The sequence below is a fragment of the Alkalibacterium sp. AK22 genome (genome assembly GCF_000585255.1).
Taxonomy (GTDB): domain Bacteria; phylum Bacillota; class Bacilli; order Lactobacillales; family Carnobacteriaceae_A; genus Alkalibacterium.
Genome location: NZ_JANL01000029.1, coordinates 30,328 through 47,821, shown reverse-complemented (window position 1 = coordinate 47,821; position 17,494 = coordinate 30,328). Strand labels below are relative to the sequence as shown.

16 protein-coding genes are annotated in these 17,494 nt (G+C 39.6%); all 16 read right to left on the bottom strand.

Annotation, left to right across the window (positions count from 1 at the left end):
* Position 1 precedes the first annotated feature (1 nt).
* On the bottom strand, positions 2-1,111 hold the full coding sequence (locus ADIAL_RS05980) for a capsular polysaccharide biosynthesis protein CapF (protein WP_034301256.1): 1,110 nt from the start codon (positions 1,109-1,111) through the stop codon (positions 2-4).
* Entirely contained in the window at positions 1,108-2,130 is a 1,023-nt protein-coding gene (locus tag ADIAL_RS05975; protein ID WP_034301254.1) for a polysaccharide biosynthesis protein, read from the bottom strand. Before ADIAL_RS05975 ends, ADIAL_RS05980 begins: the two co-directional genes overlap by 4 nt.
* Positions 2,131-2,147: 17 nt before the next feature.
* Positions 2,148-3,359: a glycosyltransferase family 4 protein gene (locus ADIAL_RS05970; RefSeq protein ID WP_034301253.1), complete on the bottom strand. Its 1,212-nt coding sequence runs from the start codon at positions 3,357-3,359 to the stop codon at positions 2,148-2,150.
* 22 nt (positions 3,360-3,381) lie between these two features.
* On the bottom strand, positions 3,382-4,239 hold the full coding sequence (locus ADIAL_RS05965; RefSeq protein ID WP_034301252.1) for an NAD-dependent epimerase/dehydratase family protein: 858 nt from the start codon (positions 4,237-4,239) through the stop codon (positions 3,382-3,384).
* 30 nt (positions 4,240-4,269) lie between these two features.
* Entirely contained in the window at positions 4,270-4,887 is a 618-nt protein-coding gene (locus tag ADIAL_RS05960; protein ID WP_034301249.1) for a sugar transferase, read from the bottom strand.
* A 57-nt stretch (positions 4,888-4,944) separates the two neighbouring features.
* Positions 4,945-6,816, bottom strand: a complete 1,872-nt coding sequence (locus ADIAL_RS05955; RefSeq protein ID WP_051503756.1) for a polysaccharide biosynthesis protein — start codon at positions 6,814-6,816, stop codon at positions 4,945-4,947.
* 25 nt (positions 6,817-6,841) lie between these two features.
* Positions 6,842-7,609 (bottom strand): tyrosine-protein phosphatase, encoded by a 768-nt coding sequence (locus ADIAL_RS05950; protein WP_034301247.1) that lies wholly within the window; start codon positions 7,607-7,609, stop codon positions 6,842-6,844.
* Between the two features lie 22 nt (positions 7,610-7,631).
* The gene (locus tag ADIAL_RS05945) at positions 7,632-8,333 is read right to left on the bottom strand and encodes a CpsD/CapB family tyrosine-protein kinase (protein ID WP_034301245.1); all 702 of its coding nucleotides are present in this window, start codon (positions 8,331-8,333) and stop codon (positions 7,632-7,634) included.
* An 11-nt stretch (positions 8,334-8,344) separates the two neighbouring features.
* The gene (locus ADIAL_RS05940) at positions 8,345-9,088 is read right to left on the bottom strand and encodes a YveK family protein (protein WP_034301243.1); all 744 of its coding nucleotides are present in this window, start codon (positions 9,086-9,088) and stop codon (positions 8,345-8,347) included.
* Positions 9,089-9,343: 255 nt separating this feature from the next.
* A complete protein-coding gene (locus tag ADIAL_RS05935) occupies positions 9,344-10,348 on the bottom strand; it encodes an NAD-dependent epimerase (RefSeq protein ID WP_034301241.1) in 1,005 nt (334 codons plus the stop codon).
* A gap of 89 nt (positions 10,349-10,437) precedes the next feature.
* The gene (locus tag ADIAL_RS05930; protein WP_034301237.1) at positions 10,438-11,607 is read right to left on the bottom strand and encodes a nucleotide sugar dehydrogenase; all 1,170 of its coding nucleotides are present in this window, start codon (positions 11,605-11,607) and stop codon (positions 10,438-10,440) included.
* 95 nt (positions 11,608-11,702) lie between these two features.
* Complete coding sequence (locus ADIAL_RS05925) at positions 11,703-12,677, bottom strand: LCP family glycopolymer transferase (protein WP_051503755.1); 975 nt, start codon at positions 12,675-12,677, stop codon at positions 11,703-11,705.
* A 251-nt stretch (positions 12,678-12,928) separates the two neighbouring features.
* On the bottom strand, positions 12,929-13,816 hold the full coding sequence (locus ADIAL_RS05920; RefSeq protein WP_051503754.1) for an ATP-grasp fold amidoligase family protein: 888 nt from the start codon (positions 13,814-13,816) through the stop codon (positions 12,929-12,931).
* A 53-nt stretch (positions 13,817-13,869) separates the two neighbouring features.
* A complete protein-coding gene (locus ADIAL_RS05915; protein ID WP_034301235.1) occupies positions 13,870-14,991 on the bottom strand; it encodes a polysaccharide pyruvyl transferase family protein in 1,122 nt (373 codons plus the stop codon).
* A 1-nt stretch (position 14,992) separates the two neighbouring features.
* Positions 14,993-16,015, bottom strand: coding sequence for a glycosyltransferase family 4 protein (locus ADIAL_RS05910; protein ID WP_231492102.1), 1,023 nt, complete (start codon positions 16,013-16,015; stop codon positions 14,993-14,995).
* 208 nt (positions 16,016-16,223) lie between these two features.
* A complete protein-coding gene (locus tag ADIAL_RS05905) occupies positions 16,224-17,444 on the bottom strand; it encodes an O-antigen ligase family protein (RefSeq protein WP_034301231.1) in 1,221 nt (406 codons plus the stop codon).
* Between the last annotated feature and the right edge of the window lie 50 nt (positions 17,445-17,494).

Genomic DNA, 17,494 nt, shown 5'->3' with positions numbered 1-17,494 from the left:
TTTACACCTCCACAAAGTACGTATCTGGCTTTTCAGGATCAAAGGCTTCATTGGCCCACATAACGGTAACCATGTCTGAATCCCCTAGGTTTTCAATGTTATGTGTATACCCTGTCGGTATATCAACCACTTCTAGCTTATCTCCACTAACAAAATACTCTAAAACGTCTGTTTCATCTACTTTTCTAAAGCGAATGACGCCTTGTCCACTAACTACTAAGAATTTTTCATTTTTCGTGTGGTGCCAATGATTGCCTTTTGTAATACCCGGCTTGGATATATTCACAGACACTTGTCCTCGATCAGGTGTTTTTAAAAATTCTGTAAACGAACCTCTTTCATCAATGTTCATTTTCAAGTCATAGCTAAACTGGTCTTCAGGTAAATAGCTAAGGTACGTGCTATACAGATTTTTAGAAAAAACATTAGCCATGTCAGGAACAGTTCTATCTTCTCTGCTTTTTTTAAAAGAATAAATCAAGTCTACTATTTCACCTAAAGTAATGGTGTGCACCATAGGTACTTCACAAAAATGGTCTGTCATATTTTCTTTACCTTCTAAAGCATTAATTAGCTCTTCCAATACATCATCAATATACACAAGATTCATTAAAACGCTTGAGTCATTGACTTGAATGGGTAACTCATGGGCTACATTGTGACAAAAGGTCGCAACAGCACTGTTGTAGTTAGGTTTACACCACTTACCAAATACATTAGGAAAGCGATAAACTAATACTTCAGCACCTGTTTCTTTGCCGTAATGAAAAAGCAGGTCTTCTCCCGCTTTTTTGCTTTCACCATACGGATTAGATTGCTCAGCTTGAATAGATGAAGACAGCATAATCGGACAGATATTGTTATGCTTTTTTAGGCTCTTTAATAAATCTGACGTAAAGCCAAAATTGCCTTTCATAAACTCGTCTTGTTCTTTTGGACGATTAACTCCTGCAAGGTGAAAAACAAAATCAGCTTTTTGACAATAGTCATCTAGTAATTCAAGATCTGATTCACGGTCAAATTCAAGAATATTGGTGTACTGTCTATTTTTGAGTTCCGCAATCAAGTTTTTACCGATAAAGCCATTTGAACCGGTGACTAAGATATTCATTGCGCTTTCCAACTCTCTAGTTGCGCTTTAACGTAGTCTAGTTCCAAGAGTCGTTTTTTAATTTGCTCAATATTAAGTCGTTCTGTGTTATGAGAGTTGTACTCTTCTTCAGTTGAAAGCTGTTCGTCTCCTTCATTGAAGTACTTTTCATAGTTCAAATCTCTTGTATCTGCAGGGACTTGATAAAAGCCGCCCATATCTCTTGCAACGACATGTTCTTCTCGAGTAAGTAATGTCTCATACAACTTTTCTCCGTGGCGGGTGCCAATCACTTTAATTTCATTGTCTACATTAAATAACTCTTTTATAGCCTGAGCTAAGTCCCCAATAGTTGAAGCAGGTGACTTTTGAACCATAATATCGCCTGCTTGAGCATTTTGAAAGGCGAATACAACGAGCTCTACTGCCTCTTCTAAACTCATTAAAAAGCGAGTCATCGTTGGATCAGTAACGGTCAAAGGCTGACCATTTTTAATTTGGTCAATAAACAAAGGAATAACAGACCCTCTGGATGCCATAACGTTCCCATAGCGTGTGCCACAAATGAGAGTACTATCAGGATTTACTGTTTTTGCTTTTGCCACAAAAACCTTTTCCATCATCGCTTTAGAAATCCCCATCGCATTAATCGGATAAGCTGCTTTATCAGTCGACAAGCAAATCACTTTTTTTACGCCCATCTCAACCGCACCCGTTACGACATTATCTGTGCCTAGTACATTGGTTTTTACTGCTTCAAGTGGAAAAAACTCGCACGAAGGAACTTGTTTTAAAGCTGCGGCATGAAAGATATAATCGACACCAAACATAGCATTTTTCACACTTGCCAAGTCTCTTACATCACCTATGTAAAATTTTAATTTATCACTTTTATATAACTTTCTCATATCGTCTTGTTTTTTCTCATCACGAGAAAAAATGCGTATTTCTTTTATATCTGTATCTAAAAACCTTTTCATTACAGCATTTCCAAAAGATCCTGTTCCACCTGTGATTAAGAGTGTTTTGCCTTTGAACATTTAAGTTCCTCCTATATTTAGCTGATATTAAAATTCAGTTCCATCTGATTTAATAATTTTTTCTTATCAAAATTTTCATTATAGTAATTACGAGCATTCACTCTCATTGATTCTAATTCTAGTTCATCACTATTGATTAGTTTTGAGATATTAGAAGCTAAGATATTGGCATCTCCGGGTGCACCACATAACCCACTTTTTGATTCTTCTATTATCTTTGCTGTCTCTCCCGCAGCAGAAGCTACCGTTGGTATACCACAAGCCATATATGATTGGAGTTTGGCAGGAATCGTCATTTTAAATAGTGGGCTATCTGATAGACCTAGGAAAGCTGCATCACTAGCTGCTAGAAAATGTGGAATTTTTGATGCCGGCTGTCTAGGTATAAAATTGAAATAATTACTAACGCCTGAAGCCGCTACAAGTCTGATTAGTTCTTCTTTATATCTTCCATCACCAATAATATTAAATCTTACCTTACAAGATTGATCTTTTAATAATTCCGCTGTTTTAGGTAAAATATTTAAACCTTGGGCTTCTCCTATATTGCCAGCAAAAACGATATTAAAGTATTCGTCACTCGGAATTTCAGGTGTGTTGATTGTGTCCAACGGTTGATAAAAATCCTCTGCATATTGTGGCCAGTATTCTACTTTATCATCTGCGACACCTCTACTGCGAATAGCATTCACAAAACTTTCAGACGTGGCAAAAATTTTACTGCAATTCTTGTAAATGTAGTCTACCATTTTGCCAATCGTATTAATAATATGTTTATTTTTTACTCCTGTAATTATCTCTACATTTTCCGGCCAAAGATCTTGGACATATAAGTAACATGGTAATTTTCTTCTTTTTGCATACCATACTCCAGGTAAAGCCTGAGTCATAGGCGAAACTTCAAAAATAAACACATAATCCGCTTTAATCTTAGTAAAAAGTTCCCAGAAAAATCCTGAAATTACAAAAGATAAATAATTTAGTGCTAGCATCAGTTTAGAATTTCCTCTAGGGACTAATGGTATTCTGACAATATTTACACCGTTATACGTTTCTTTTCTTTTTTTAAATAAACTATAGCCAGGATAGTATTTTCCCTGAGGGTAATTAGGTATACCAGTAATTACTGTTACCTCGTATCCTTTTTTAACCCATTCTACACAGATATCATTAATTCGAAACTGCTCCGGATAAAAATACTGCGCAATGACTAAGATATGTTTACTCATAAAACCAGCAGCCCTTCTAGTATCAACGTTCAGTTAATTTAATTGTTTCTTCGAAGTCTCTTATCTGATAGTCAGCTTTGTCGTATTTACTTAAAGACTTTTCATACACCAGATTTCCGAAAACTTTATTCATGAGTTTTATTTTTAGTAGTGGACGTATTAGTACATTTATGCTTCCAGTAATCCAAATGTGCTTACCATGAACTTTGCTAATTGTTTTAACTAACTGACTCGTGCTAACAAAATGTTCGTTCTGAGGAAAAAATATTCCAGAGTCCTCATGTTCAATGACTATTTTAATAAATTCTGATAAATTATCGATATGCAGCATGCTTCTCGCGTTATCAATATCTGGAAAAATAGGCGTTATTTGAGCTAGCTTGGATAATTTAGGGTAATTTCCTTTAGATTGCTTGCCGTAAATCATAGGTGGTCTAACAATAGCCACTCTAAATTCTTTGGAATCTAAACATTTTATTCCCTCTTCTGCCTGTAGTTTACTATCCCCATAAAAATTACTAGGATCGGGAACGGTATGCTCGTCAATCACTCTTTTATTGCTGCTGCTATCGCCATAGACAATAATACTACTCATAAAGATAAACTGCTTAACGCCTTCAGCTTTAGCTTTTTGTGCTGTTTCGATAGTCAAGTCTCTATTTACTTTATAGTATAAATCTTCCATTTTCGGATCAGATGACACGTGTGCGATTCCTGCAACATGAAACACGACATCATATATTGAAAAGTCTTTTTTTCTCCAAGCTTCATCCTTCATATCAATTTTGTCAATGTCGTAGTTCTCGGGCTCCTTCATCAACCAGTTCTCAACTGAAGTCCCTATATAACTATTCATCCCAGTAATCAGTATCTTCTTCATAATTTGAGCTCCTTGCATAGTGAGGTATTTTTAAGAATTTATAGAGTCTACGTTACTGTTTTGTCGTTTGCCCTCGACTACTCCTTCACTTCTAAGTACGCTAAAGATTGTCGCGAGGAAACATTTTATGTCCATAAGGAGCCCGATTTTTTTTGCATACTCACCGTCCAACTTAGCCTTGAAATCTATCTCAAGTTCATCTCTACCGCTGATTTGTGCTAATCCAGTCAAGCCAACGGGCACATCATTAGCACCGTATTTATCTCGTTCTTCTATTAGGTCATACTGATTCCAAAGGGCAGGTCTTGGACCAACTATGCTCATGTCCCCTTTAAAAATGTTTATGATTTGAGGTAGCTCATCCAGGCTTGTTTTTCTTAAAAACTTACCTGTGCGGGTTATCCACTGTTCGGGATTTTCAAGTAAGTGAGTCGGCGTATCATTGGGTGTATCGATCCGCATCGTACGGAACTTGAGTATGTAAAAATGTTTCTTATTTTTCCCTACTCTTTTTTGCTTAAAGAGTACCGGACCTTTTGAGTCCAGTTTAATTGCAATAATTAAAATTAGAAAAACAGGTGATAAGACTATCAGGCCGCTTAATGAAAGGACGATACCTAAGAATCTTTTTAGATGCAGATACTTCATAATTTCCCCTCCTCTTGTAAATACTCTAGCCCTATTGCCAGGGCTAGAGTATTGTTTTCATGCATAAGCTAGCTTACTTTTTTCTTCTTTTATACCTGTCTCGATTTTCACTTCTTTTGACTTTATTGACGGATTAGCAAAATCAATGATACGTTCTTTCATTTGTGAATCACCTAATTTTTCAACCGATTGAACGAATTTTAGTACATCCTCTATGGATTCATTAGTCACTTTGCCAACAAATATCTTCTCGTATACTTTTTCCTGAGCAGACTCTTCATCTGTCAACAATTCTTCGTACAGTTTTTCACCGGGTCTAATCCCCGCTTCTATAATCTTGACTTCTTCTTTGTTGGCCCCACTCAGCTTAATCATTTTCTTGGCTAAGTCAACAATTTTAACAGGTTCACCCATATCTAAAACAAAAATTTCTCCACCCTTAGCAAGTGATCCTGCCTGCAGAACCAATCGGCTGGCTTCAGGAATCGTCATAAAGTAGCGGGTCATTCTAAAATCGGTAACCGTAATGGGTCCACCTTTTTTGATTTGTTCTTTAAAAACAGGAATGACACTGCCTCGGCTGCCCAGTACATTACCAAACCGTACTGCTACAAAGTTCGTCTTCCCTTTTTCATTAAGACCTGTCACGATCATTTCAGCAATACGTTTGGTCGCCCCCATGACATTGGGCGGATTCACAGCTTTATCGGTAGAAATCATGACAAAGCTATTAACACCCGCAGCCTTGGCTCCCTCAGCCATATTCTTAGTCCCATATATATTGTTCTTGACTGCTTCAGTCGGGTTATATTCCATAAGAGGTACATGTTTATGGGCAGCCGCATGATACACGCGGTCTGGCCTGTACTGCTTCATGACACTAAAGATACGGTCACGGTCTTGAATATCCGCAATAACTGGGGTAAGCTCAATGCCACTCTTGTCTGCAATAGGTTTAAGCTCTTTATGTACCAGGTAAATCGAATTCTCTCCATGACCTAAAAGCAGGATACACTTCGGAGAAAAACGCATGACCTGACGGCAGATTTCTGATCCAATTGAACCCCCTGCTCCAGATACCAATACCGTCTGGCCGGACACTTGCTTGGCAATCTTGTCCATATCCAGTTTGACTTCTTCACGGCCTAATAGATCGGTCACATCAATTTCTTTAAACTCATTTATCTTGTATGTCCCTTTAACAATATCTTCCACAGAAGGCATCTGGTTCACTTTGACGCTACATTCTGAACACGATTCTACGATACGGTTCAGGTCTTTCGCCGAAAGTGAAGGAATCGCGATAGTGATTTGATCAATTTCATACTGACGGACCAGCTTTTTAATGTTTTTAGTTGTCCCAATAACCGGTACACCAAATATCGTTGTTTTTTGCTTATTTAAGTCGTCGTCCGCTATACCGATGAAGTTAATCTCGGGATTGTTCTTAAGGTTTTTAATAAACAGACTCCCGCCATGTCCTGCGCCAACAATCAATGTTTTAAGCGTCGGGTGGTCCTTTGCTTCATTCATTTTATCTTTCCGCTGCATATGCTCGGTATAGATACGCCAGGCAATCCGGCTGCCAGGGATGATCACCACAGTAAACAAAAACCACAGGAACAGGAACCGATGACTTAGAGGTGTGAACATCAGATTAAAGAAATCTGTAACTAAGAACGCAAAGGATATACTTAAGCTATGAATCATAGATTCTTTAATACTCGTAAACCGGTTGATTTTGTCAAATAGTCTGAAGTAAACCGCACACGCTCCATATATCAATATAATTAACACAAAAGACAGACGAATAGACAGTGCCGGTAATTCCACGTATGGATTTAAGAATATGTAACTGAATAGTCCTGCTAAATAGATGACACCTAAGTCAAAGGATGCCAGTATGACTCGCTTGGCTTTGCGGTTCATCTTATTCACTCCTCTTATTTATTTTTTAGAACCATTTTGAGTAAAATGGCTGTTTTATGCGGTGTGTTTCCGGGGCTACTACAACTTCTCCATTAAGCAGATCTCTCGTGGTCTGATGAAATTCACTGCGCTTACTTCGGCCGAACTCTTTCGCTAGCTTGTCATAGGCGTCACGCATATGAAAAGCCCGGTTAGTCGTGTTATGTGCATCTGAGGCAATAATATGTACCAGGTTAGCCTCGATCAGCTGGCGGCTTACTTTTTCAATCTTTTTACCGAAGCCACCTGTATAGCTAGCGGCAGTTAATTGGGCAAGGGCCCCTTTATCGATAAAGGATTTTAATTTGTTCGGGTCTTCCAGTATCTGGTGGTTTCTTTCCGGATGAACGATGACAGGTATTTTTCCGTGGGACTGCAAATCATAAAAAAGACGGGAAGCATAGGTTGGAATCGTACTCGTCGGGAACTCTATTAGAAGATAATTGTGACTTTCATCCGTGAAGAGAATGTCACCTTTTTCAATATCTTGAAGCAGCTCCCCGTATAGTCTGATTTCCTGACCAGGAAAAATGGTCAAATCAATGCCTAAGCCGTCTAATTCTTCCTGCAGACTTCTTACTGACTGGATAACTTTTTTCTTATCGTTCATCCAGTCTCTATTTTTGTGATGAGGAGTAGCCAGGATGTGAGTAATTCCTTCTGATACGGCCAGCTGGGCCATCTCAATTGAATCATCCAGTGTGGTAGCGCCGTCGTCTAATCCTGGTAAAATATGACAATGTAAATCCAGCATTTTGTTTACTCCTCACTTTTATTTATTCTCCATAATAGTAATAGTAACTGTCGTCTGACTTGTCGACTCTGTTTAGAACTGCACCTAAAACGTTAGCCTGTACTTTTTCCAAAAGATCCTTGGCTTTCATCACTTCATCTTTATTGGCCGATCCCTGTGGGATAACAAAAAGGACACCGTCCGCTTTTGTGGCCATCACCTGGGCATCGGTAACCGCTAAAACCGGGGGCATATCAAAAATAATCAAGTCAAATAAAGCCAGCATTTCCTGTTTGATTTCTTCCATACGCTTGGACGCTAGCAGTTCAGCTGGGTTGGGTGGAATGGCCCCACTTGTTAAGGTGTAAAGCCCTTCTGTATGCGTGCGGTAAATCATTTCATCTAAGTGTGCGTTGCGGTCGGTCAATAGTGTTGTGAGACCATCTGTGTTTCTTACCTTAAATGTTTTGTGTACAGTAGGCTTTCTTAAGTCTGCATCGACAAGCAAGACTTTCTTTTCTTTTGAGGCAAAAGTGGCAGCCAAGTTTGCAGCAATCGTGGATTTGCCTGACGCTGGGCCCGCTGATGTGACAACGACAGTCTTTAAATCTTCATCAACCATCGAGAACTGGATATTAGTACGAATGGTTCTGAACTGTTCCGATACTACGGAAGACGGCTTATTTACAACTACTAGACCTGGGCGTTCGCCCGTATCTGCTTTTTTCTTTTTGCTAAAAATCATGTCTCTTCCTCCTAGACTCTCGATCTGACATGGCTTGGGCTTTGAGCACGCTGAGGCAGTGCCTGGCGTCCGTCAGCTTTTAGTTCTTCAGCTGACATCTCAGCAATACGTCCCAGACTTGTCCAGCCCATCTCTTCCACAATAAATTTTTCGTCTTTAACTGTATTGTCCAAAAATTCTAGCAAGAAGGCCATACCGACTCCAATCATTGCTCCAAGTACAATGCCGATAGCCAAGTTCAATGAATGATTCGGTGAAATCGGATTGATATTAGGTTCTGCCTGAGAAATAACGGTGACGTTGTCCACGTTCATGATGTCATCCAGATTTTCTCTGAACACCGAAGCCGTCGTATTGGCAATCAAAGCTGCGTTATACGGGTTAATATCTGTAACACGAATCGAGAAGACTTGAGAGTTGGCTTCATTTGAAATACTAATCTGATTAGATAAGCCTGAATGAGAACTGTCCAGATTCAGATCCTCTCTTACTTCATCCAAAATGACGGGACCTTTGATAATATCTTTATATGTATTGATCAGTTGAACATTTGTATCAATATCTGAACGCTGAATGGCATCGGTCTGCTGCGTCCGGTTAACTAATAGTTGAGTGGTGGAGCTGTATTCTGGTGTAGCGACGAAAAAGGTATAGAATGCGACGACCAGTAAGCCAATCAGTGTTAGGTTAATGATCATTCCTACCCGTTTTTTAATGATGTCGAAAAGTTCGACTAAGCTGATTTCTTCTTCCATCTTATCCTCCTGAATTATGAGCGATTATAATATAACACGCTAAATTAAATTATTAACAGTCTTCAGACTATCACAATTAGAAATCTCTTTGAACATTTTTCACACCTTGTCCATAAATAACTGCTGTTTCTTATTCACATTTTAGACACTTTTCAATCGTAACCGCTTTCTTCTATTGTATAGGATTAACCCTATAAAAATAGATGCGCTAGCAGTTCCTGCAGCCCATCTATTTTTACTCGGAATGATTATCGTTTACTTGTAATACTCTTTGTACCAGCTGGCAAACTTAGCTAGTCCATCTTCAATACTTGTGGACGGCTTGAAGGAAATATCCTTTTCCAAATCAGACACGTCGGCATAGGTGCGGACTACATCTCCTGGCTGCATCGGATGATACTCTTTATTGGCTTCTTTCCCCACAGCTTTTTCCAGTGCCTCAATAAAGTGCATCAAGGTAACCGGAGCATTGTTCCCGATATTATAGACTTTGTAAGGAGCAAAGCTTTCACTGTTGTCGTCTTTGCTCTCGTCCCAATCAGGATTAGCCTGCGGGGCTTTTTTGACCAGTCTTTCAATTCCTTCAACAATGTCATCGATATAGGTAAAGTCTCTTTCCATCTTACCGTGATTAAAGACTTTAATCGTCTCATCCGCCAGAATCGCTTTTGTAAAGGAGAAATACGCCATATCCGGCCGACCGTAAGGTCCATATACAGTGAAGAATCTCAGCCCCGTTGTCGGTATGCCATAAAGATGACTGTACGTGTGGGCCATCAGCTCATTGGATTTCTTTGTTGCTGCATACAGAGAAACTGGATGGTCAACATTGTGGTCTGTTGAGAAAGGCGCGACCTTATTCCCGCCATAGACTGAACTGGATGAGGCGTACATCAAGTGCTCAACAGGGTAGTGTCGGCACGCTTCCAGTATATTCATAAAGCCAATCAAATTACTGTCAACATAGGCATACGGGTTCTCAATGGAATAGCGTACTCCGGCCTGAGCAGCCAGATGGATGACATGTGACGGGCGTTCGTACTCAAACAGCTGGTCTACTGCTGACTTGTCTTTCAAGTCGATTTTATAGAAACTGAATCCTTTTCTTTCCTTCAGGATATCCAGACGGTCTGTTTTAAGTTTCGGGTCATAGTAATCATTCAGATTGTCCAGACCGACGACATCCAGCCCTTTATCCAACAACTGATTACTTAGGTGAAAGCCGACAAAGCCGGCAGCGCCTGTGATTAGTACCTTCATCTACTCACTCTTTCGTTTATTATTTTTTGATGTCTCATCATATAAACAAGGTCTTCAAGTCATTAACTTGAAGACCCTCTTGTGTTAGTTTAGTTATCGTTATACAAATCTCTTGTATAGACTTTATGCTTCACATCTTCGATGTCTTCAGTTATTCGGTTAGCTACAATGACGTCGACTTCTGATTTAAACGATTCCAGATCATTGTTCACTTTGGATCTGAAAAACGTTTCTTCTTCCAGAACGGGCTCATATACCACGACTTCAATCCCTTTAGCCTTGATGCGCTTCATGATTCCTTGAATCGCACTTTGTCTGAAGTTATCTGATCCAGACTTCATCACTAAGCGGTAAATCCCCACTTTCTTCGGATTCTTAGCAATCACTTGATCGGAAACAAAGTCTTTACGCGTGCGGTTAGCTTCTACAATTGCCGCAATCAAGTTGTTTGGTACTTGATCATAGTTTGCCAGCAGCTGTTTGGTATCTTTTGGCAGGCAGTAGCCCCCGTAACCAAACGACGGGTTGTTATAGTGGTCGCCGATACGCGGATCGAGTGAAACGCCGTCAATAATAGACTTCGAATCCAAATTATGCACTTCAGCATAGGTATCCAGTTCATTAAAGTAAGCGACACGTAAAGCCAGATACGTATTGGCAAAGAGTTTAACTGCTTCTGCTTCAGTAGACTTCATCAACAGGACATCCACGTCTTCTTTGATGGCTCCTTCTACTAAAAGGTCCGCAAATGTCTGCGCACGCTCAGATACTTCACCTAAGATAATTCGGCTTGGATAAAGGTTATCATAGAGCGCATTGCCTTCTCTCAAAAATTCTGGTGAGAAGATAATGTTGTCTGTTTTGTATTTATTTCTTAATTCCAGTGTATAGCCAACAGGAATCGTTGATTTGATAATCATGGTTGCATTAGGTGCGTATTTCAGTACGTCTTCGATGACTGCTTCAACCAGTGAGGTATCAAAATAGTTGGTTTTGTCATCATAATTGGTTGGGGCAGCAATCACAACATATTCTGGGTGATGGCTGTAGGCTTCTTCAGGTGATGAGGTAGCCTCCAAATTTAGCTCTTTAGTCGCTAAGTACTCGGAAATTTCCTTGTCCACGATCGGCGACTGCTTGTCGTTAATCATGTCTACTTTTTCCTGAATCACTTCCAGTGCTTTAACCGTATGGTTCTGTGCTAAAAGGATGGCGTTGGATAAGCCCACATAGCCCATTCCTACAACAGTAATATTCATTTACATCGTCCTTTCGATTTATGTACCTGCGTTCTATAACATAATAACCTGTTGTGCCGAATATCACAACAGGTTATGGTTATTGTCACACTACTTTAATTGAGTTCCAGTTGGGTTTTCAATTCTGTCGTGACCCGGTTCAGTTCTTCTTGTGGAATTTGCTCGTAGTAAATATTATTTATAAACATGCTTGAACCTCTCAGCTGCATCTGTTCCACATTATTAGCCGAACTTCTGTAGTTATTCAGCATATCGACCATATCATCAAAGCTCATATTGGTCCGCATGCTTTCACTCATCGAAGCCAGAATTGAACGGTAGTTGCTGACAGAGTTTAAAGAAGCAATGCTTTGCATGGTCCCTTCAATAACCTGTCGTTGTCTGTGCTGGCGCCCATAGTCCCCTTCAGGGTCGTTTTTACGCATTCTTGAGTAACTTAAAGCTTTGGTTCCGTCCATTTGCGTAGGTTGGCCTTCTACAAAACTATAATTCCCTTGAGTAAAGGTCAAAGGAGGGGTAATGGTAATGCCGCCTACGGCATCAATAATCTGAACCATACTGGCCATGTTGACAGATACATAGTAGTCAACCGGAACATCCAACAGATTCTGGACACTGTTGACTGTCATGCTCGTTCCCCCAAAAGCATAGGCATGGTTGATTTTATCATTCGTCCCACGTCCTACAATCTCTGTATAGGTATCTCTGGGGATACTTAAAATGGTTGACGTCTCGGTGTTTGGATTGACCGTCATCAGCATCAGCGTATCGCTGCGGCCGACCATACTGTCATCACTATCCGTATCTACACCCATGATGAGAACCGAAAAGGGTGTTTCTCCCGCATCGACATCAACTGGATTTTCTGTCCGACTCGTGTGTGCTTCTTGCTCAACAGGTTCGTACATATCATCTGTTGTTGCACGCAAATCTCTGTATGCTTGCCAGACGAATACGCCCACAACCAGCATCATTACGTTCAACAGAAGAAAGGCAATACCGAACACAATCCGTCCTGTAGATTTTTTCTTTTTGGGGCGGCGTTTAGTCATTCGTGTTTCCTTGCTCATTGGTGACCACTCTTTCATTCATATTTGTTTGTCCGACATAGTATACCAGTAAAATAAGTAGATAATAGACTATGCTTTTGACTATTTAGTGTTATTTTTGTATAAAGAATTATTTAATCCATAAACTAATCAGATGACAACTTCCTCGCGTATATCATACTAGCTGTTATTCGGTGGAAATACTTTCCGATATACTTATAGTCTCTAAAAAACAGACTCTGTTCCCTCAATCTCTAATACTCAGTCAAACACTAAATTGGCAAGTCTATAAGCGAACCCAAGTAAATATCTTCTTCGATACTGTTAAACGGGGCAAAGCCGGATGCTGAATAAAAAGTTTTCTCTCCAAAATAGACTTTATTATTGACTTCATAAAGATCGATTCGGACATGGTAGTTGTCTGCAGATAATTGTTCTGCGATACTTTTCATCTCATCAAAGAATTGCGGTTTGGGTATCGTCGGTCCATGATTTTCGTGTGGTCGACCAATAGTGGTTTTTTTCCAGTCCATATCATAAAAATCAATGGATTTTTCGTCCCCATGTCTACCCATATGCACTTGAACCAGTTTGGGCTCACCATTAAAACACATAAATTTGTAGTCTGTAATATCGTCTTCAAGATACTCTTCGACAATGATTCGAGGCTTGATGTGCTTGTATGGGTAAGCTCTGCCAAACCAGTACCAGTTTCTTTTCATCCACCACTTAAGCTGTCTTTCAGCGTCCTCTATATTTAAATCCGCCTTGTTGCTGCATATGATATTGCTCCCAGAACCATGTGTCGCTTTCATAACAAACTTATCCGGCAACTCAGACCAGTTGATTTCTTCTATGGTGTCATATAAGGCAATCATTGGAACAAGGTAGTCCTCAGATAGTTCATCTGCAATCAGTTTTCTGACTTCATACTTGTCTACTTGGTGGATATACGCTTCTTTTCTGTCATGTATTTTTAGCCATTGCAATTTCTCATTATAAGTGACTGGCTGCTTTAAATTCAGCTTGTAGCCAAGTTTTGCCCAAAAATAAGCTTTTAAATAGGCTTTGTCTGACAATGTGTTCAATAATCCTGTTTTTGATAATACAATCACCAGTTTCCTGAATGATTTCTTGATTACTGACTGATTACTGACCATTCTATCTTCTCCTCATGTACCTCTAGTTGCATAAATACTGTTGCAGTGAGCGCTTATAGTTTATTCGCGTCACGGTTTAATATCTTTTCCAGAATCATTTTATTATTTAATGCTTTGGCTTTCATTTCTTCTCGTTTGATCTGGTATTTACCCTTATTGCCGTTCAAAACATCTGTACTGATCTGGTTTAGAAGGCTTAATGTCAATCCTTTATTTACTTCACTTATCGGTGTGCACAGCTCTTCTAATCCAATCTGTTTGTAAAAGCGTTTTGTTTTTGAATGATAAGGAATACTGATGGGCACATTCCCCATGGCATAATTGACAATCCCAATGTGCAGCTTATTGGTGATAACCGTGTCTAGCTCAGCAAGTAGAGCTGTCGTTTCCCAGATAGTCTGGTGTTTAAAGAGCACATGATTTTGCTTTAGTCTGCCTGCAATAAAGTCAACTGCTTCTCTTTGAACCTGATTGTCGTTGTCTATAATCAACACCGGCGTTAAGTGCTCATTTTGGTTGAAAAACTGAATGGTTTCATCAATAACCATTTGAACATTAGCCCCGTGCTCAGACGAATGACGGTCAGCACCAATATGTATGCCGATTTTCAGGCCATCAAAATTTAGATATTCATTCTGCACCTGATCTTTAACCTGTTTGGGGATACTTTCTTTCGTCAAACTCAGCGCTACGTCTGCTGTTTCGTAAATTGGTTTATTTTTATCCACTAGCTGTGCGATGTAGTCTTTGGATTCCTGGTCCCTGACAGCTATAATTTCTGCATTTTTTGCAATATACTTGAGTGCTGCTTTGCCATAAAATGCAGACACGGGCCCTACGCCTGTTCCAATGATAGAATAGGGAACCTTGTGTTTTTTGGCAAGCATAGCTGGTTTAAGGTGATTTTTTAAAAAGTTAAGTGACCATTTGTATATATCTGCTGGTGGCTCACCTAAGAAGCCCCCGGCACCATATATCAAATAATCAGATTGAATAATACTGTCTTTACCTGTCACTTGATTTGATTGCAACGTGCTACGGTAGATATCTGTTGCGAAAGGTAGAGACACGTCTTTTCCGGTTAGTTCCTTGATCCATTCGGCTTCAATATTTAATATCAATACATCTCCGTAGTTGTTAGGGTAATATGCCCCGTGTAAGCTGACAAAATGCATCCTATTCCTCCGTGTTCTCATATTCATGTATACTCTGATACAACGTGTAGTACGCCTTGCTGACTTTATCTAAAGAAAACAGCTGCACTGTTCGCTCTCTAGCATGCGTGCCCATCGTTTTTCTGAGTTCTTCATTTCCGGCTAATTTTTCAATAACTCGGGTGATAGCTGACGGTGAACTGGTTGGAACGATATACCCATTCTGCTCTGGAGCAACAATATCTCTAGAGCCGCCGATGTCTGTAGCAATAAGAGGCAGCCCTGCTGCTCCTGCTTCGAGCAACACATTGGGCAGGCCCTCAGAGTAGGACGGCAGGATAAATAAGTCTGCCGCACGCATGTAATCCTCTACATTGGACACCTTTCCTCTATAGTCAATAACACACTGACTCTTGCTTTCATTGAGGGTTTCAGTACGTTTTTCGAAGTCAATGTCCTGTAAAACGGGGCCACACATAATTACTCTCAGTTTTTCTTTTGCCTCATAGTGGTCCAGTGCATCCAGTAAATCATGGATCCCTTTTCTTTTATTTATCGCTCCTGTATAAAGCAAAACAATATCATCCGAAGAAATGTTCAATGCCGCTCTTGCATGAGCCTTTGTTTCAGCTGAAGCAGGTACAAATTTTGAGGTTGTATCTACTCCATTAGGAATTCTGATAATTTTGGTGTGCGTTCCCACTCTTTTTTTGAGATTAGCTTCGATCTCATCACTGATAGCTATATAGTAATTTATATTTTTGAGCAATCGCTGCCTGACCTTACGTGTTTGCCTGTTAAAGCCCCGCACTGTACTGATTTCCTGATCACTCATCTCATCTTGAGCAACTTTTGCTATGACCGGCTTGTTTAACAGTTTTCCTGCCAAATGACAGACTATCGCCTCAGGTCCAGCTTTTACACAGTGTATAAGGTCGTAGCTGTTTTTATTTTTGACTAACCATCTAAGTACACTCAAACTGAATTTAAATACACTTTTACTGTTATTATCATAGTCTTTACCAAGTAATGAATGAACAGTCATCCTGTCCTGGCTAGACAGTTTTGATTCGTTATAAGCAGTCAATACATCAAATTGAATATCGTCATAATGTGTTAAGATATTTTCTGATACTGACTTCAACTGCTGGCCATACCCAGAATAAACTGGTGGGTATTTAAAACTTACAAGAACAATATTTTTCATGCTTTTTAGTCACTCTCTCACTGTTTAGTCTCTTGGAGGCTCACTCTTATTCAGTTATGTGTTTATTGATAAAACCAAATCCGACCTCAGAAAAAAAGCGGCTGTTCTGCTCGCTGATTTCAGCATATTGATGTATTTCCTGGCATTTAATCAGCATAACCATACTGATAAACACCATGTATGAACTGGACAAATCAAACGAAATATTCCAGGTCAGGAAAAAATACATCGACAAATTCAGCCAGACCATATTAATATTTTTAGACTTGACTACATCCACTGCTGACGCATAGACGCTCGTTAATATGCCCATAAAAGGGACTAGTGCAACAATGCCGCCGGACATGGCAATCTCCAAAAATATATTGTGCGGATAGCCCGTGTTGAAGGCTCGGTATCCTCTTAGACCAATCCCAAACGGGTTCTCTCTTACAACAATAAAGGCCTGCTCATACACTTGATACCTTGGTTCAGATTGAATATCAACAAATACTCTCATCATTCGGTTAATTGTATTGGCAGGAAGAATCTGATATAAACTCACTCCAATAGCAATGATCCCAATAGTAAGCACAATAAAGGCACTCACTTTTTTGCCGACACTCTTTTCGAAAAAGATACTGAACAGATAGACAGTCACTGGCACTATCAAAGACAGCAGGATAGGGGCTCTACCGCTTAAACTCGTTATTCCAAGCAGTAAAATAACCATCACGGGGATTAGCAGCACTTTCATGTACACTTTGACCGCTTTAGATAAAATCAGTCCCATGACAACCACTATAGTAGCCGCAATCACGACTCCAGCAGTTAAATACGTTTGTCCTAGTTCTCGACTTCTAGGTACACCCATTGTCCATTCCAAAAAGGCAAAACCAGTCCCCCAGGTTACTTGAAAAAAAACAATGTAGGGCACATCTTTTAGTTTAAGGAAGAGCAGTACGCTTATTGAGAATAGTATGACCGAAATGTACTGAAGCGCATGGGTAAAAGTGAAATAAGTCGGGTTTTGGATCCAAGTTATAGTGAAAATGAGATGCCACAAAATCATAAAATACAAAAGAAAACGAAATTGACGCCTGGTTAAATTAATAAGCGATTCACTGTTATACATCCATCTGAACATGCCTACTCCGATAATTCCAGCTAAAGCTAGAATGTTCATGAGCTCAGACGAATAAATAAACTTTATTGTCGGAAGGTTGAGTGACATAAAGACAAAAAATGAAAAGAGTATACTTAACCCTGTTTTTTTCTCTATTTTCAAACCCTGGTCTCCCTTCCTTTGATTTTTGTTTCATTATATATATGTCTGTC